The sequence below is a fragment of the Gordonia sp. NPDC057258 genome (assembly GCF_042668985.1).
In the GTDB taxonomy this organism is placed as follows: domain Bacteria; phylum Actinomycetota; class Actinomycetes; order Mycobacteriales; family Mycobacteriaceae; genus Gordonia; species Gordonia hongkongensis.
Genome location: NZ_JBHUXZ010000034.1, coordinates 38166 through 55904, shown reverse-complemented (window position 1 = coordinate 55904; position 17739 = coordinate 38166). Strand labels below are relative to the sequence as shown.

Annotated in this window: 15 protein-coding genes; 2 read left to right on the top strand and 13 right to left on the bottom strand. The window is 68.2% G+C overall.

Annotation, left to right across the window (positions count from 1 at the left end; translation table 11 throughout):
* Nucleotides 1–721 precede the first annotated feature (721 nt).
* Nucleotides 722–1585, top strand: a complete 864-nt coding sequence (gene mftM / locus ACFUEJ_RS19675; RefSeq protein WP_259936457.1) for a mycofactocin oligosaccharide methyltransferase MftM — start codon at nt 722–724, stop codon at nt 1583–1585.
* A 36-nt stretch (nt 1586–1621) separates the two neighbouring features.
* Here the strand turns inward: mftM and ACFUEJ_RS19670 are convergent, their stop codons facing one another.
* From ACFUEJ_RS19670 to murA, 7 genes are all read right to left on the bottom strand, one after another.
* Nucleotides 1622–2278, bottom strand: coding sequence for a response regulator transcription factor (locus ACFUEJ_RS19670; RefSeq protein WP_058252764.1), 657 nt, complete (start codon nt 2276–2278; stop codon nt 1622–1624).
* Entirely contained in the window at nt 2275–3654 is a 1380-nt protein-coding gene (locus tag ACFUEJ_RS19665) for a histidine kinase (protein WP_388031312.1), read from the bottom strand. The genes ACFUEJ_RS19670 and ACFUEJ_RS19665 overlap by 4 nt, the downstream gene beginning before the upstream one ends.
* A complete protein-coding gene (locus ACFUEJ_RS19660) occupies nt 3654–4829 on the bottom strand; it encodes an iron-containing alcohol dehydrogenase (protein WP_065632850.1) in 1176 nt (391 codons plus the stop codon). Before ACFUEJ_RS19660 ends, ACFUEJ_RS19665 begins: the two co-directional genes overlap by 1 nt.
* Before the next feature lie 78 nt (nt 4830–4907).
* Complete coding sequence (locus tag ACFUEJ_RS19655; protein WP_068969941.1) at nt 4908–6464, bottom strand: VWA domain-containing protein; 1557 nt, start codon at nt 6462–6464, stop codon at nt 4908–4910.
* 5 nt (nt 6465–6469) lie between these two features.
* Nucleotides 6470–7585: an AAA family ATPase gene (locus tag ACFUEJ_RS19650; protein WP_388031309.1), complete on the bottom strand. Its 1116-nt coding sequence runs from the start codon at nt 7583–7585 to the stop codon at nt 6470–6472.
* A 75-nt stretch (nt 7586–7660) separates the two neighbouring features.
* Nucleotides 7661–8932 (bottom strand): NDMA-dependent methanol dehydrogenase, encoded by a 1272-nt coding sequence (gene mdo, locus ACFUEJ_RS19645; RefSeq protein WP_388031306.1) that lies wholly within the window; start codon nt 8930–8932, stop codon nt 7661–7663.
* A gap of 138 nt (nt 8933–9070) precedes the next feature.
* The gene (murA, locus tag ACFUEJ_RS19640; RefSeq protein WP_058252773.1) at nt 9071–10327 is read right to left on the bottom strand and encodes a UDP-N-acetylglucosamine 1-carboxyvinyltransferase; all 1257 of its coding nucleotides are present in this window, start codon (nt 10325–10327) and stop codon (nt 9071–9073) included.
* A 98-nt stretch (nt 10328–10425) separates the two neighbouring features.
* Here murA and ACFUEJ_RS19635 point away from each other — a divergent pair, with 98 nt between their 5' ends.
* Nucleotides 10426–11070 (top strand): cob(I)yrinic acid a,c-diamide adenosyltransferase, encoded by a 645-nt coding sequence (locus ACFUEJ_RS19635; RefSeq protein WP_226513011.1) that lies wholly within the window; start codon nt 10426–10428, stop codon nt 11068–11070.
* Here ACFUEJ_RS19635 and ACFUEJ_RS19630 read toward each other — a convergent pair.
* From ACFUEJ_RS19630 to ACFUEJ_RS19605, 6 genes are all read right to left on the bottom strand, one after another.
* The gene (locus tag ACFUEJ_RS19630; protein WP_055474986.1) at nt 11067–11507 is read right to left on the bottom strand and encodes a DUF2550 domain-containing protein; all 441 of its coding nucleotides are present in this window, start codon (nt 11505–11507) and stop codon (nt 11067–11069) included. The two genes, ACFUEJ_RS19635 and ACFUEJ_RS19630, sit on opposite strands and share 4 nt — an antisense overlap.
* 214 nt (nt 11508–11721) lie before the next feature.
* Nucleotides 11722–12102, bottom strand: a complete 381-nt coding sequence (locus ACFUEJ_RS19625) for a F0F1 ATP synthase subunit epsilon (protein ID WP_055474987.1) — start codon at nt 12100–12102, stop codon at nt 11722–11724.
* Nucleotides 12103–12111: 9 nt separating this feature from the next.
* On the bottom strand, nt 12112–13560 hold the full coding sequence (gene atpD / locus ACFUEJ_RS19620) for a F0F1 ATP synthase subunit beta (protein ID WP_010842985.1): 1449 nt from the start codon (nt 13558–13560) through the stop codon (nt 12112–12114).
* A 69-nt stretch (nt 13561–13629) separates the two neighbouring features.
* A complete protein-coding gene (locus ACFUEJ_RS19615; protein ID WP_055474988.1) occupies nt 13630–14553 on the bottom strand; it encodes a F0F1 ATP synthase subunit gamma in 924 nt (307 codons plus the stop codon).
* A 45-nt stretch (nt 14554–14598) separates the two neighbouring features.
* Nucleotides 14599–16227, bottom strand: a complete 1629-nt coding sequence (gene atpA, locus ACFUEJ_RS19610) for a F0F1 ATP synthase subunit alpha (protein WP_055474989.1) — start codon at nt 16225–16227, stop codon at nt 14599–14601.
* A gap of 86 nt (nt 16228–16313) precedes the next feature.
* The gene (locus ACFUEJ_RS19605) at nt 16314–17738 is read right to left on the bottom strand and encodes a F0F1 ATP synthase subunit B/delta (protein WP_055474990.1); all 1425 of its coding nucleotides are present in this window, start codon (nt 17736–17738) and stop codon (nt 16314–16316) included.
* Nucleotide 17739 lies beyond the last annotated feature (1 nt).

Here is a 17739-nt window from a genome sequence, read left to right as displayed (position 1 = left end):
CCAACCCCAAAAAAGGCCGGCGTTTCAACACAATCAGGAAAGCACAACCTGACCAAAATAAACCTAGCAAAATGTGACACCCAGGACGGGGCCCGGACGCCACACAAAAAAACAAACATCTACATCCACAAAAGATGCACGATGCCAAAAATTGGCATCAGACAATTCATCATCACACTATCGAGTTCTCAAAGAACACACACCCACCAGCTACCCACCCCTCAACAGGGCTCTCACCAGCAGACTTCGCATTCAACCTTGCCAGCCACCCCGTCTCCGGGGCAACTCTTCCAGCCTACCAGACCCCACCCGCAGCCCGCAACCCCGAAGAATTCCGAACCGCTGAGAGACCCAGCAACCCCAAACACTCTACCCAAGCCACAACGACTCAAGCCGAAACATTCAGGGGCGGCCAGCCAAGAAACCCGGTCTCCACTCCCCACCATCAGACCCTTCCAGGTCTTCCGGGGCGGCGCCGTGGCTCGCTGACTCGAAGAAAGTTACGCAACCGGATCGTCGGGGTCAAATCGCCTGCTCGCCGCCCGCCCCAACAGCCATCGCCGCAGGTCATCGCCTGCCGCGCGGAACCGAATCCCGCTGCTGCGCGCGGATTTCGGTGAATCACATCGATGTGACGTGCGTCGCAGACCGTCCTTTCGGACAGGTCATCACCCCCGGTCGGTCAGTTATGCGCAGGTCAGAGCGCTCATACGGTCGAAACATGACCGCGACCGAACTGGCCACGACCCCGACGACCGCGCCCATCGGCTCTTCGCCGGTACCCGGACTCCCAACGCGGGTTGTCTCGTCCGCGCTTGTCCCCGAGGGGTTCACGCGTTGCGGTCTCCTCTCCTGGCGCCGACAGGCGGGCGTCCTGCACATCGCCCATCCCTTCGACGAGCACAGCATCTCCGACGCCGTGGTCGTCGACGGACTCGTCGCCCTCGTCGAGGCCGGCGTGCTGGCCGGCCAGTCGCAGTTCGAATGCGCCGCGATGGGGATCATCCGCACCTCGGCGAGTAGGTACACCGACGCGTGGGCGGCTTTCTACGACAACACGCTTCGCGAACTACGCACGGGCGCATCGGCATTCGCTCCCGTCCACGAACGCGCGCGGAGCCTGGTCTCGGGCGGGGACGTCCTCGAGGTGGGATCGTGCTTCGGCTTCTTCGCTCTCGCCTGCGCCCTGGACGGTCTCCAGGTCGCGGCCTGCGACATCTCGCCCGGAGCGGTGTCGTTGCTCTCCGACGCCGCTCACCGACTCCGACTGCCCGTCGTCGCAACCGTCGGGAACGCGATCGCTCTCCCCTACGCCGACGACTCGGCCGACACCGTCACGCTCATCCATCTCCTCGAACATCTCGATCCCGCGGGGGCGCACGCCGCGATCGGCGAGGCCCTCCGGGTCGCCCGGCAGCGCGTGGTCATCGGCGTGCCGTTCGAAGACGAGCCGAGCCCGCATTTCGGCCACCTCGTCCGGCTCACCGAGAACGACCTGTGCGGCTGGGCTCGAGCCGTCCCGCATGCCGGCGCCGAGGTCGTCGTCGATCACGGCGGATGGCTCGTCCTCACCCCCCGGTCCTGATTCCTCGAGTCCGGCCGCGGGTACCGAGCGACCGCGTCAGATCAGCCCGCGTTTGCTGGCGATGTACACCGCGTCGGTCCGTTTGGACACCCCGAGCTTGCGAATGATGTTGCGAATGTGGAATTTCACGGTCGATTCCGAGATGTAGAGGGTCTCGCCGATCCGCTTGTTCGACAGTCCGTCGGCAAGGAGACGCAAGACCTCGCGCTCCCGGTCGCTGAGTGCCTCGGACTTCTCGTTCTCGCCGGACACCGCGCGGAGGACGACGGCCGCGCTGCGCGGGTCGAAGGCGCTGCCGCCGCCGGACACCGCCTGGATCGCGCGCACGAGTTCGGTCGTGTCGACATCTTTGACCACGTACCCCCGGGCTCCCGCCCGCACGGCGCGTACGACCAGATCGTCGTCGAGGAACGTGGTCAGCACCAGCGCAGCGACCTCCGGGTGGCGCTGCGCGATCTGCTCGATGAGCCGCAGCCCCTCGTACTCGGTGCCCGCCGACAGCTTGAGGTCGACCACGACGACATCGGGGTGTCGGGCGTTCACCTCGGCCAGCGCGGCGTCGGCCGATCCCGCCTCACCGACCACGTCGACGACGTCCTCGCGCTCCAGCAGCGACCGCATGCCCTGGCGCAGGAGGGCGTGGTCGTCGACGAGAAGCGTCCGGATGGGGCGCCTGATGTCGTTGTCGCTCAACCGAACTCCTTCGTTCTGAGCGGGTCGTCGGGCGTCGCGGAGCCGGCCGTGCCGATCGGCAGCACGACCGCGACGCGGATACCGCCGATGCGCGACCGGCGGATCCGCAGTTCGCCTCCGAGCTCGGCGGCGCGCGAGGACATGTTGGCCAGGCCGCGGTGCCGTCCGGCCGTGAGATCGCCGAGCGACGCAGTGCGCATCACCCGGCGCAGATGTTCGGGATCACCTACGCCGTCGTCGTCGACCGACAGTGCGACGGTGTCCGTGGCGTAGGTGAGGGTCACCGTGACCTGGTGGGCACGCGAGTGGACGGCGGTGTTGAAGAGGGCCTCGCCGGCGATCCGCAGCAGGGCGTGCTGGACCTCATCGGCAAGATCGCGCTCCCGGCCGCGCATGTGGACCGCCGTGCGCAGGTCCGGCGGCATGTGCAACGAGCACAGCTCGGTCAGGACGTCGCGCACACTCGGCGACGGCGCGTTCGTGGCGTTGTTGAGCGCGTAGATGAACGACCGCAACTGCTCCACGGCCTCCTTGGTCAGCCGGCCCGCCATCTCCAGGCGATCGAGTGCGGGACCTTCGACGAGGCCGCGACACAGTTCGATCTGCACCCCCGCCGACAGCACCGACTGGGTGACCGAGTCGTGGAGCTCGCGGGCGATCCGTCCGCGCTCCTCGTTGAGCACGGTCGCCCGCATCGCCGCCGACAGTTCGCGCTGGGTACGTTCCAGTTCGGTGTTGCGCTCGGCGAGTTCCATTGCGTGGCGGTCGGTCTCGGAGAACAGCTCGGCGTTGAGCAGTGCGACGATCGCCTGGCTGGCCAGGATGCGCAGCACGACGAGATCGGTGGGATCGACCATGCGACCGACCGGTGTCCAGGCCGACAGTCCCCCGACGACGTTGCCGTCGAGTTCGACGGGGACGTGGACGTGGTCCTCCTGGAGGATCGCGCCGTGCAGGACGGTCTCGTGTCCGCGGAGGATGTCGTTGAGCCGGTTGAGCACCTCGTCGGGCAGGTCGTCGGGTGTGGCGGCCCGCTCGGACCCTTCGAAGGCGTAGAGCCGACCACCGCTCGCGCTGATCAGGTGTCGCGGGGCCGACTGCTCGAGCCGGCCGTCCGCGAGCGCGAAGACGACCCAGTCCGCGCCCAGATGGTCCCGCGCCGCCTCGACGACCGCGATGACCAACGCCTCGGGCCCTTCGGCGGTACGGACGAGAGCACGCGAGATCCGCTCCAGCGCACCGACCACCCGACTCAGCCGCGCCTCGACCCCGCGCAGCGCCGCGTAGTGGCTGCCCTTCACGCTGCGGAGTCCGACCAGGCTCTCGAGGTCGGCCTGTTCGGGGAGAGCGCTTCGCTCGGGCGACGGACCGGTCATCACAGCGCTTCGGCGTAGAGGTCCCGGATGCCTGCGGCCTGCGGACGCCGCGGGTTGGTGGTCATGCACGAATCGGCCAGCGCGTGGGCGGTGAGGCGGTCGAGGTCGGCGCTGCGCACGCCCAGCGGTTCGAGCGACGCCGGCATGCCGACCCGGGCGCCGAGCGCGGCGATCGCATCGGCCAGTCGGTCGGCGACGGTCCGGGCGTCGCCGGATGTCTCGACCCCGATGGCGTCGGCCAGGTCGACGAAGCCGTCGGCACACACATGGGCGTTGTAGCGGATCACGTGCGGCAGCAGGACGGCGTTGATCGCGCCGTGCGGGGCGTCGCAGTGCCCGCCGACCGGGTGACTCATCGCGTGCGTGGCGCCGAGAATCGCGTTGGTGAACGCCATCCCCGCCCGTAGTGCCGCGAGCGACATCTCCTCGGCCGCTACCCGGTCCCGCGGATCGTCGACGAGGCGTTCGAGATGCGTCCACACGCCGCGAATGGATTCCAGCGCAAGCGAATCGGTGAGTCGTCCGTGCGCGAGCGAGACGTAGGCCTCGACGCAGTGGGTGAGTACATCCATGCCGACCTGGGCGGTGACCGCGGCGGGCGCGGTCATCAGCAGGGTCGGGTCACTCACCGTCACGTCCGGCACGAGTGAACGCCCGATGATGGTCACCTTGGTACGCCGCTCGGCGTCGTTGATGATGCAGAACTGGGAGACGTCGGCGCCGCTGCCGGCCGTCGTCGGCACCGCGATGAGTGGCGGGAGCGGTCGTCGGGCACGGTCGATTCCCTCGTACTCGAGGATGTGACCGCCGTTGGCCGCCAACACCGCGACACCCTTGGCGGCGTCGATCACCGAACCGCCGCCCAGGGCGACGAGGCCGTCGGCATCGTGTGCCTTGTAGGCGAGGAACGCCGCCGCGACCTCGCCGGACCGCGGGTTGGGCGAGACATCCAGGTACGACGCCGCGTCGAGGCCGCCGGCACGCAGCCCGGCCATCAGCTGTGCGTACCAGGGGGTGCGTTCCAGACAACGATCGCTGACCACGAACGGTCGGCGCATCCCGAGTCCCGCCGTCGCGACCGGCACCTCCCCGAAGGCGCCCGGGCCCAGCACGATCTCCGGGGTGTGGAACTTGGCGACCTGGCCCGATGCGCGCCGACGGACGTCACCCACCATTCGTCCCGCCTCCGTTCCATCCACTCCGACCGCACCGTCCGACCACCTCGCCCCGGCGGTACCCCGACGCTACCCAGGTCACCTCAGCGCCGCACCCAGCTCGTCACAACGCGCGAGCATCTCGGCGCCGTCACGCACGCTGACGACTCCGCTGCAGTGCTCGGCGTAGTCGGCCATCGCGCACCCGGATTGCGCCCAGTAGCGCTCGGGTTCCGGTGTGATCCAGGCGATTCGGTGCGATCGGCGACCGACCTCGGCCACCAGGTCGACACGCGGATCGAGACCATTGCTGCGCGCATCCCCGACGACGAGCACCGATGTCCGCCTGCTGATCAGGTCCCCGCAGCCGCCCAGCAGTTCGCCGAACATGCGCCCGTAGTCGCTCGTCGCGGCGAGATCCAGACCGTCGGCGGCGAGCACCGCCGCGAGAGCCGAGTCGGCCGCCGCGGACCGCAGTGCGGTCGTGACGCGCACCGGCCGATCGACGAACGCGACGACCTCGCAACGGTCGCCGAAGCGATGCAGAGTCTGCGCGAGACGCAGGATGAACCCGGTGACCGGCCGGACCGACAACGACACGTCGACGAGGACCAGCAGCCGGACCGGGCCGGGCCGCCTGCGGCGCCGCCACAGTTCGGCGGGCACACCGTCGGTCGCGACCGACGCGCGCATCGTCGCCCGGATGTCGAGGACACCCCGGTCGACCGGGCGGACCACCCGGCGCGGGGCGCCGCGCATGCGCTGGATCAGCCGGTGGCAGGCGCGATCGATCTCAGCTTGGTCGACATACCCCTCGGCCGACCGGTCGGCGCCGGAGACCGCCTCGGCGCCGCCGTCGGCGTCCAGGCGTGCGACCAGCGCGTCGACGAAAGCACCCAGTGCCCGTTCCAGTTCGGTCCTCCGGGCGTCGCCGAGGTCGTCGTTGCCGTCGGTGCCGTATGCCTTGCGCGGATCGTAGGCGTCGAGTGCGGCGAGGATTGCGTGGGCCCCGGTCAGCCCGAGCGGCCGGCTCGAGACCCGGGCTGCCGATCCGGTCAGTTCGCCGACGGTCGACGAGTCGGCGGTGTCGACCTCGACCGTGTAGGTCACTCCCCCACCGGTCGTGCCGCCGTCCGGGTCGACGCCGAGCTGCTCGGCGCCGGCCGAGACGCTGAAGTCGTTCTCCTCCCGGTGAGCGCTCTCGGCGTCCCGGTGCGCGGCGTCGGGATCGTCGGCCATCAGGTGGCCGATCTCGTCGGTGTGTTCGTCGGCGCCGATCTGGCGGGCCGCGCCCTCGAATTCCTCGTCCCAGACCACGTCATCGGGCAGATCGGCCGCGACGCCGCGGGCCCGTGGAAGGTCGTCCTCGTCGGCGCGATCGGGTTCGGCGCCGAGGAAGAAGAGCTCGAAGGCCCGCTCGAAACCCGCTGTCTCGTAGCCATATTTGACGCACACGCTCTGTAGCGCCGCACGCAGGACCGCCGGCTCGGCGGCGCCGACCATCGACAGGGTCCGCCGGATCTCGATGACCTCGGCGGGCGAGGCCGCGATCCCGGAGCTCCGCAGGACCCTTCCGAACGCGACCGCGAGCAGGTCGAGCGGGTCCGCCCGCCTCGCGGCGGCGACGGGTACCGGGGTGGCCGACGCCGCAGTCATCGGCGTCATCGTCCCGGTCGGACACCCGCACTGCGGGCGCGCCCGGCACCGAAGGCGCGCGCGGTCACCGACCCGCCGGGCGTCGTGCCGTCGACGCCGACCGGTGATCCGTTCACCGGCGACCCACCGCTGTCGGCCTCGGCAGTCAGTGCGCGCCGGGCGATCTCACCGTCCGCGCCGAACTTCACGAGCAGCGCCAGCAGAGCGCTGCGATGCTCGGCGTCGATCGGCGTGCCCGCCTGTCCGTCCCGTGCTCCGAGGTACGAGGCGGCCCGCGCGGCGTCGATCACCTCCGCGATGGACGGGCTCTTGCGCAACGGGAGGTCTCGGAGGCGGCGCGCGAGGTCGACCACCTCGGCGATGACCGTCTCCTCGACGTCTGGCGCGCGGACCGCGACGATGTCCCGCTCGGTCTGCGGATCCGGGTAGTCGACCTGGAAGTGCAGGCAGCGACGTTTGAGCGCGGGCGATAGCTCGCGAGTGTCGTTGGAGGTCAGGATGACCCACGGCGACGACCGCGCCGCGAACGTCCCGAGTTCGGGGACCGTCACCTGGCGCTCGGCGAGGACCTCGAGCATCACCGCTTCCATCGCCTCGTCGGTGCGGTCGATCTCGTCGACGAGCAGGACCGTCGGCGAGGCCGACGTGATGGCCGCCATCAGTGGCCGGGCCACCAGGAAGTCCTCGGTGTAGACGCCGACCTCGGCGCGCGCCAGCGCCGAACTCGCGGCCGAGAGGGTCGTCTCGGCGGCGAGTTCGGCACTGATGCGATCGCGCAGCATCTGCACATGGAGAAGCTGTCGCGCGTAGTCCCATTCGTAGAGGGCACGCGACTCGTCGAGACCCTCGTAGCACTGCAGCCGTACCAGCTCGCGCCCCGATGCCGACGCCAGCGCCTTCGCCAGCTCCGTCTTGCCGACCCCGGCCGGCCCCTCCAGCAGGAGGGGCCGGTCGAGGAGCGTCGCGAGATGGACGACGACCGCCAGTTCCGGACCGATCAGGTATCCCTGCTCACCCAACGCCTCGGTCAGCTCCTCCACGGACGGGAAGGAACGGCTGTCCGGGGTGATGTCCCGGGTGATGTCCTCGGGGGTTTCCCGAGGTGCGCACACGTGCGTCATCGGATGTCGGACTCCTTGTCGGCCTACGGTTCTCGGAACAGTCAGGATCTCGGATCAGGCGGGCGAGCGGGCGGATCAGTAGCTGCCGGTGAAGGCGTGCGCCACCATCGGGATCAGCGACTCGACGGTGCTCTCCCGCGGGTTGCCCGGCGTGCACCAGTCGTCCATCATGTGCTCGGCGATGGCGCGGATCTGCTTGTCCGAGGTGTCCATGGTCTCGCCGCGGCCCTCGTACTTGCCGGTGTTCATCCGGTTCTTGTCGTAGCTGCTCGTCGACAGCTGACCGAAGTTGTCGGGGATGCCGAGGTCTTTGCCCAAGCGGATGGCCTCCTCGACGGCGACGTCGGCGGCCTGGACCGTCGTCATCTTCGATGTGTCGACACCGAGCAGCGCGGCGATCTCGGCGTAACGCTCGTAGCGAGACGGCAGGTTGTACTCCCAGACGCGGGGAAGGGCGATGGCGTTGTTCAGCCCGTGATGGCTGTCATAGAACGCGCTCACCGCATGCGACAGCGAGTGCACGAGACCGAGGCCGCCGGAGTTGAACGCCTGCGCGGAGATGTACTGCGCGTACATCATCCCGGTGCGGGCCGCCAGGTTTCGCGGGTCGTACACGGCGGTGCGCAGATGGTCGCGGATCAGCTCGATCGAGTACTTGGCATTGCCCAGCGAGGGTGCGAAGTCCAGACGCGACACGTAGGGCTCGCTCGCGTGCGCGAGCACGTCGAAACCGCAGAAGGCGGTGAAGTGCTCGGGGCACGTGTAGTAGAGCAGCGGGTCGTCCATCGCCAGGTCGACGAGGCAGGTGTCGTCGAAGGCCACCCATTTGTGCGGCTTGTTCATGTCCGAGGTATCGGTGATGACGTAGGCCCAGGAGGTCTCCGAGCCGGTGCCGGCCGTCGTCGAGACCGCGATGTGCTTCGGATTCTCCTTGTTGGTGGCCTTGGAGAAGCCCTCGAACTCGTTGATGTTGCGGCCGTCGTGGGCGATGACCATACGTGCACCCTTGGCGGCGTCGTGGCTGGAGCCGCCACCGACCGAGATGATGCCGTCGCACTTCTCCGACTGGTAGAGGGCCGCGGCGTCCATGCAGTTGTAGTCCTTGGGGTTGGACTCCACCTGGTCGTAGAGCACCACGTCGACACCCTGGTACTCGATCTTGCCGATCAGCTCCTCGATGATCCCGGAGCCGCGTAGACCCGTCGTCATCAGGAGCGCACGGGTCATGCCCAGGTCCTTGGCCTCGACACCGAGCATGTCGTGCGCGCCGACACCCAGCTTCGCCTTCGGGAACGGGTGGAACTCCTTGATCGGGAAGTCCCAGATCTGGTTCAGCTCAATGGCCATGGTGGTGAACTCCTTGTGACGGTTGGTCTGTCACAACGAGAATGTCGTCCAGATCACAACCGGGACAAGGGGTCCTGCCCGTCCTCGACCACAGTGCACCCGGCCGGACGGGCCGGTACCTGTCCGATCGGACAGGGTTCAGTCGCGCACGCGCTCGATCTCACCGCCGAGACTGCGCAGGATCTCCACGAAGTGCGGGTACCCGCGGTCAATGTGCTCGACGTCGTGCACTTCGGTCACCCCGTCGGCGACGAGCCCGGCCAGCACGAGGCCGGCGCCCGCCCGGATGTCCGAACACCAGACCGGCGCACTCGACAGGCGGTCGATCCCGCGGATGACGGCGTGGTGGCCGTCGGTCCGCGCATCCGCACCGAGACGGACCATCTCCTCGACGAAGCGGAACCGGGCCTCGAAGACGTTCTCCGTGATCACCGACATGCCGTCGGAGATGGCGGCGAGGCCGATCGCCATCGGCTGCAGATCGGTGGGGAATCCGGGAAACGGCAGCGTCGAGACGTTGACGGCGGTGGGCCGGCGGTCGTGCCGGACCCGGAAGCCGTCGTCGAAGGTGTCGACCACCGCGCCGGTGTCGCCCAGTTTGTTCAGAACCAGCTGCAGGTGCTCGGGTTTCACGCCGCGCACGGTCACGTCACCGCGCGTCATGGCGGCCGCAATCCCCCAGGTGGCACCGACGATGCGGTCTCCGACCACCCGGTGTGTCGTCGGATGCAGCCGGTCCACACCGACGACGGTCAGCGTCGAGGTGCCGGCGCCGTCGATCTGTGCGCCCATCTGCTGCAGCATCACGCACAGGTCGACGATCTCCGGCTCGCGGGCGGCGTTGTCGATGGTGGTCTGTCCCTCGGCGAGCACGGCGGCCATGAGGATGTTCTCGGTCGCCCCCACCGACGGGAACTCCAGCGCGATCGGTGCGCCGACCAACGTGTCGGCCTCGGCCACCACGCAGCCGTGCTCGATCGAGCTGGTGGCGCCCAGGGCGCGCAGACCCGCCTGGTGCATGTCGAGCGGCCGCGACCCGATCGCGTCTCCGCCGGGCAGCGCCACGACGGCTCGGTGACAACGCGCCATCAGCGGGCCGAGGACACAGACCGAGGCGCGGAACTGCCGGACCGCCGCGAAGTCGGCGTGGAACTTCGGCTCCGCCGGCGCCGTGATGGTGACCGTCTCGCCGTCCATGTCGACGACCGCACCGAGACCGCGGAGAACGTCCGCCATCAGCGGGACATCGGCGATCTCGGGTGCGTTGGTCAGCACGGTCGTCCCCTCGGCAAGGAGGGCCGCGGCCATGAGTTTCAGGACGCTGTTCTTCGCGCCCCCCACTGCCACCTCGCCGGACAGACGCGCTCCCCCGGACACCAGAAACCGATCGCTCACGACTGCCACCTTAACCGTCCGGGGTCACCGGCCCACCGGCCAGTACGTCCTCCGACCGTGCGTCCGATCCCGTGGGTCCGGCGCAGTACATTCGACGCATGGCGGTACACCTGACGAGGATCTACACCCGAACGGGCGACGACGGCTCCACCGGGCTGAGCGACTTCTCCCGGGTGCCCAAAACCGATCCGCGTGTCGTCGCCTACGCCGACTGTGACGAGGCGAACGCCGTCATCGGTCTCGCCCTGGCACTCGGGGGTGACGTCCCCGACGACCTCCGGGAAGTGCTCACGACCGTCCAGAACGACCTCTTCGACGCCGGCGCCGACCTCTCCACGCCGGTCGTCGACGACCCCGAGTACCCGCCGCTGCGCATCGCGCAGGATTACATCGATGCCCTCGAGCGCTGGTGCGACTCCTTCGGTGCCGACCTGCCCGCACTGGACTCGTTCATCCTGCCGGGCGGCACACCGCTGGCTGCCCTGCTGCATCAGGCACGAACGGTGACCAGACGGGCCGAGCGCTCGGCGTGGGCCGCGGTCGCCGCCCACCCCGACGACACCAGCCTGCTGCCCGCGAAATACCTGAACCGGTTGTCGGATCTGCTGTTCATCCTGTCGCGGGTGGCGAACCGCACTCGCCCCGCCGCGGGAGGCGACCAGCAGGGCGCGAACTCGCCCGGCGACGTCAAGTGGGTTCCGGGCGGCAACCGGCAACGTCCCCCGGCGCGGCCGGAATCCTAGGCGCTGCGGCGCCGCTGCGATCTCGCGGACTGCCGGGATTCGAGCCAGGACTGGAACGCGGTCACCGCACCCGGGCCCATCGCCAGTTCGTAGTCGTCCTCGGCGCGGCCGGCGGTCTGCACCTGCAGGATGAGCATGCCGTCGAGGATATCCGTCTCGGTGCCCTCGGGGGCGCGACGACCGGAGATCTCCATGCCCTGTCGTGCGAACGTCACGTTCGGCCCCGGTTTCAGCGACGTGAGCCGGTAGTAGCGCAGAGAGTCGTCGCTGTAGTGCACGGTGCCGTGACGCCATCCCTGGTCGACGCCGGCCGGCACCGTGCGCAGCAGGACCGGAGTACCCGCGCGTCGGAGTTGCGCCAGACGCAGCGCCAGGAAGCCACACAACAGGAGCGCCACCGCCAGCAGCACACTGAGCATCACGACCGCCAGCGACATCACCTACTCCTTCGTGCAGTCACCGCGGATAGGCGAAGCGTCGAACCCGGTAGGGCTCCAGACGGCTTGGGCTGCATACACGCGGGACAGGGGGCTGTGGAACAAGCATGCCAGAACGTGCACATGAGACGCCAAACGACCTCGGCAGGCCATCGGAGAATTCCGATGGCCGGCCGAGGTCGGTCGTTGACCCGAACCGCTCGCGCGGCTCGCTCTACCGGGAAAGGTGTTGTGCCGCAGTCAGACGCGCGTGAGCACGGTGGTACTCGGGCGAATCCGGCTCCGCCTCGTCGAGCGCGGTCTTCTCCGCGTTGACGTCGACGTCGTCGGCCCAGTCGGCCGACTCCGCCAGCACCGTGACGGCCTCGCCGGTGACGGAGAGGAACCCGCCCTCGACCGCTGCCGCACGACGGTTGCCGTTCTCCTCGACGATGACCACGAAACCACCCGGGACCAACTGGCCCAGGAGCGGCTCGTGGTTGGCCAGGACACCCAGCTCACCGACGGTGGTCTGCGCGATCACGAACGTGGCCTCTCCCGAGTACAGGCTCGAATCCGCGGAGACAACCTCGACGTGGAAGGACTTCTCAGCCATGGCGAACCGCTACTTTCCGCTGATCTTGGCGGCGGCGGCCTCCACGTCGTCGAGTCCACCGCAGCTGTTGAACGCCTGCTCGGGCAGGTGGTCGAACTCGCCCTTGGCGACACGGTCGAAGGCCTCGATGGTGTCGGCGAGCGGGACGACCGAGCCCTTCTGGCCGGTGAACTTCTCGGCGACGAGGAAGTTCTGGCCGAGGAACTTCTGGATACGGCGCGCACGCTGCACCGTGACCTTGTCCTCTTCGGAGAGCTCGTCCATACCGAGGATGGCGATGATGTCCTGCAGTTCCTTGTACTTCTGCAGGATGCGCTTGACCTCGTTGGCGACGCGGAAGTGCTCGTCGCCGACGATCGACGCCTCGAGGATGCGCGAGGTCGAGGTCAGCGGGTCCACGGCGGGGTAGATACCCAGCTGCGAGATCGGACGCGAGAGCTCGGTGGTCGCGTCGAGGTGCGCGAACGTCGTGGCCGGTGCCGGGTCGGTGTAGTCGTCGGCGGGGACGTAGATCGCCTGCAGCGAGGTGATCGAACGGCCCTTGGTCGAGGTGATGCGCTCCTGGAGCTCACCCATCTCGTCGGCCAGGGTCGGCTGGTAACCCACCGCGGACGGCATACGGCCGAGGAGGGTCGAGACCTCCGAGCCCGCCTGCGTGAAGCGGAAGATGTTGTCGATGAAGAGCAGCACGTCCTGGTGCTTCACATCGCGGAAGTACTCCGCCATGGTCAGCGCCGACAGCGCCACGCGCATACGCGTGCCCGGCGGCTCGTCCATCTGACCGAACACCAACGCGGTGTCCTGGAGAACGCCCATCTCCTCCATCTCGAGGTGGAGGTCGGTGCCCTCACGGGTGCGCTCACCGACGCCGGCGAACACCGAGGTGCCGGAGAACTCACGCGCGATACGCGTGATCATCTCCTGGATGAGGACGGTCTTGCCGACGCCCGCACCACCGAACAGACCGATCTTGCCGCCCTTGACGTACGGGGTCAGCAGGTCGATGACCTTGATGCCGGTCTCGAGGATCTCGGTCTTGCCCTCGAGCTCGTCGAAGGCCGGCGGCTTGCGGTGGATGCTCCACTGCTCGCCGTCGCGACCCAGGCCCGGGCTGTCGAGGCAGTCACCGAGGGCGTTGAACACATGGCCCTTGACGACATCACCGACCGGCACGACGATCGACTTGCCGGTGTCGGACACGGCCGCGCCGCGGACCAGGCCGTCGGTCGGCTGCATCGAGATCGTGCGCACCAGGTTGTCACCGAGGTGCTGCGCGACCTCGAGGGTCAGGGTCTTGGCGACCGAGGAGAGAGCGACCTCGGCGTGCAGGGCGTTGAACAGTTCAGGAATCGAGCCCCGCGGGAACTCGACGTCGACCACGGGGCCGATGATGCGGACGACCCGCCCGTCGGCGGAACCCGCCGACTGCGCGGAGGGGGTTTCTACTGCTGCGGTCATGGTGCTTGGGTCACTTCCTCTTTATCGAAGTATGGGTTCTCGTCGATCCGGACTCGGCTGGCGCGCACGCTAGTTCGCCAGTGCGCTCGAGCCGCCGACGATCTCGCTGATTTCCTGGGTGATCTGGGCCTGGCGGAGCTGGTTGGCCTCGCGCGACAACGACTTGGACAGTTCTTCGGCGTTGTCCGTCGCGGCCTTCATCGCGGTGCGGCGCGCGGCCGACTCCGATGCCGACGAATCCAGCAGCGCCGCGTAGACCCGCGTCGCCACGTACTTCGGCAGCAGCGCGTCGAGCAGGGCGTCGGCCCCGGGTTCGAAGGTGTAGTTGCGCGACGGCGTGTCGTCGGACGAATCCTCGTCGTGCGACACGACCAGCGGGGCGATCCGCCGGACCTCGGGCACCTGCGCCAGCATCGACTGGAACCGCGTGTAGACCAGGTGCAGCTCGTCGACACCCTCGAGGGTGCCGTCTCCTTCTGGGCGCTCGACCTCGGTGCCCGATCCTGCCTGGAAGAGGTCCACCAGGAAGCTGGTCGCCGTCGCCGCGTCCGAGTACTGCGGTGACTCCGAGAAGCCCGTCCACGAGTCCGAGATCTCCAGACCCCGGAAGCTGAAGAACCCGACACCCTTGCGACCCATGACGAACAGGACCGCTTCCTTGCCTTCGTCGCGCAGGAGCGCGATGAGTTCGCGGGTCGCCTTGAGCACGTTCGCGTTGTAACCACCGCACATACCGCGGTCGCTGGTCACGACCAGGATCGCCGCGCGCTTCGGGTTCTCCCGCTCGTTGAGCAGCGGGTTGTCCAGCGATCCCGAGTTGCTCGCCAGCTCCGAGAGCACGGCGGTCATCTCCTGCGAGTACGGCTTGGCCGCCGCCACCCGTCCCTGGGCCTTGGTGATACGCGAGGTCGCGATCAGTTCCTGAGCCTTGGTGATCTTCTTGGTCGACTGGACCGACCGGATGCGTGAGCGCAGCTCACGAATGCTGGCCATGAGCCCTCACCCCTTCCTTTTCGCGATGTCCGTTGACGTCTGAGATCACTTGCGGATCTTGATCTCTTCGTTCTCGACGTTGTCGGCATCCATCGCCTCGGCCTCGGCCTCGTTGACGACGCGACGGCCGTCGTGGGTGAGGTAGCCGTTCTTGAACTTGTTGGTCTCGGCGATCAGGGCCTCGGCCTGGTCGTCGCTGAGCACCTTGCCGCCGGCGATCGAGTCGTAGACACCGGTCGCGTTGTGGTGCAGGTGGCTCAGCAGCTGGGTCTCGAAGTTGCGCACGTCGTCGACCGGGACCGAGTCGTAGTGGCCCTCACCGCAGAGGTAGATCGAGACGATCTGATCCTCGACCGAGAAGGGGCTGTACTGGTCCTGCTTCAGCATCTCGACCCAGCGGGCACCGCGCTCGAGCTGTGCCTTCGAGGCGTCGTCGAGGTCGGAGGCGAAGGCCGAGAAGGCCTCCAGCTCACGGAACTGGGCCAGCTCCAGACGCAGCGATCCCGAGACCTTCTTGAGGCCCTTGGTCTGGGCGGCGCCACCGACGCGCGACACCGAGGTACCGACGTTGATGGCCGGTCGAACACCCTTGTTGAAGAGGTCCGACTCCAGGAAGACCTGGCCGTCGGTGATCGAGATGACGTTGGTCGGGATGAACGCCGAGACGTCGTTGGCCTTGGTCTCGATGATCGGCAGACCGGTCATCGAGCCGCCGCCGAGCTCGTCGGACAGCTTCGCGCAACGCTCCAGCAGACGGGAGTGCAAGTAGAAGACGTCACCGGGGTATGCCTCGCGGCCCGGCGGACGACGCAGCAGCAGCGAGATGGCGCGGTAGGCCTCGGCCTGCTTGGTCAGGTCGTCGAACACGATGAGGACGTGCTTGCCCTGGTACATCCAGTGCTGGCCGATGGCCGAGCCGGTGTACGGGGCCAGCCACTTGAAGCCGGCCGAGTCCGAGGCGGGAGCCGCGACGATGGTGGTGTACTCCATCGCGCCCGCCTCTTCGAGGGCGGACTTGACGCCGGCGATGGTCGAACCCTTCTGACCGATCGCGACGTAGATGCAGCGAACCTGCTTGGTGGGGTCGCCGGTCTCCCAGTTGGCCTTCTGGTTCAGGATGGCGTCGATGCAGACCGCGGTCTTGCCGGTCTTGCGGTCGCCGATGACGAGCTGACGCTGTCCGCGGCCGATGGCGGTCATGGCGTCGATGGCCTTGATGCCGGTGGCGAGGGACTCCTCGACCGGCTGGCGCTCGAGCACGGTGGCGGCCTGCAACTCGAGGACGCGCTGCTCGTCGGCCTCGATGTCGCCCTGGCCGTCGATCGGGGCACCCAGCGGGTTGATGACGCGTCCCAGGAACGCATCACCGACGGGGACGGAGAGCACGTCGCCGGTGCGGCTGACCTGCTGGCCTTCTTCCAGGGACTCGTAGTCACCCAGGATCACGGCGCCGATCTCGTCCTCGTCGAGGTTCAGTGCGACGCCGAGGACGCCGCCGGGGAACTCGAGGAGCTCGTTGGCCATTGCGCTCGGAAGGCCGCTGACGTGGGCGATGCCGTCCGAGGTATCGGTGATGATGCCGACCTCGTCACGCGACGCTTCGGCTTCGAACGACGAGACGTACTGCTCGATCGCTCCCTTGATCTCGTCTGGTGAGATCGTCAACTCCGCCATGGGTTCTCGTCTTTCCTTGATGTGGCTCTGAGTCTCGAAGGCTCTGAGCTCTGGGCTTCGTGGGTTCGGGTGTGTCGGGGTGGTCGTCAGCGCGGCAGCGTCTCGGCGGCCTTGGCCAGCCGTGTCGCGACATCGGCGTCGATGACCTCGTCGCCGACACTGATCCGGAGACCGCCGAGCAGTTCCGGGGCGATCTCGGTCTGCACCGAGATGGTCCGACCGTAGATTCCGCCGAGCACGCCCGACAGTCGATCGATCTGGGCATCGGACAGCGGTGAGGCGGACACCACGTGGGCGACCGACTCGCCGCGACGGGCGGCGGCCAGCTCGGCGAGCTGATCGACAGCGACGTCGGCGGCCTGGCCGTGCAGCAGGCGCACGGTCGAGGACAGCAGCGTCCAGGTGTGGGTGCCGACCTTGTCGCCGACCAGCTTCTTCAGCAGGTCGACGCGCTTGTCGGCGTCCTTGCCGTGGTCGGACAGCAGCGAGGACAGCTGCGGGTTGGCCTCGAGGACTCGGCTCACCCGGAAGAGCTCGTCCTCGACCTGCTCGATGACCCCGTCGCGTTCGGCGGCGGTGAGGACGATCAGGGAGTTCTGACGACGCAGACCGACGACGAAGTCGCTCGACGACGACCACCGCTGACTCGACGCGGTCGCGAGCACCTCGACGACGACCGGGGCGAGCTTGCCGTCGAACAGACGGTGCACCATGGCCTTCTTGCCCTCGGGGTTCTCGTCGTCCTCGACCAGGCGCTTGCGCAGCACCGGGTTCTCGCCGAGGAAGTTGATGGCCGCGGTGAGGTCACCCGAGGCGTCGGCCAGTGCCGAACCGTCGAGATCGATTGCCGCCGAATCGAAGTGCTCCGACACGGCGAGAGCGGCGTCGCGGCTGGCGGCACGCATCGCGTGCAGACCGACGAGCGAGGCGCTCGAGGGAACCGCGTTCGCCGAACCCGACGACATCTCCTGGAGTTCGTCGATGACCCGATCGACGCTGGCCGCCTGGGCCGAGTCGTCGGCGAGATGGTTGCGCACCAGTTCGCCGGCCTTGTCGACCGCGGTGAGTCCGAGATCGGTGCGCAGCTGACGAACGAGGTTGGCGCGCACCAGGGCGACCTGGTTGCGGCCGTGCTCGGAGATGCGCTTGACCTCGTGGTCGGCCTGTGCGCGGATGTCGGAGGTGATCGCCTCGGCGTCGGCCGCGGCGTCCTTCTGCATCTGTTCCGCCTCGGCCTTGGCCTCGGCGACCGCCTTCTCGCGGGCCTGCTTGCCGTCGGCGACGCGCTTGGCAGCGGCCTCGCTCTCGGCGAGCTGCTGACGCACGGTCTCCTGTCGATCCCGCATCATCTTCGCCACCGGCGGCCGGACGTACTTCCACAGGAGGAAGAGGATGACCGCGAAGCCGAAGAGCTGAGCGATGAAGATCGCGGGGTCGAACGCAGCACCGATGTCGTGCAGCCAGGTGCCGATGGGGCCCTGGTCGGATTCGGTCTCAGTGTTGGCAGCCATG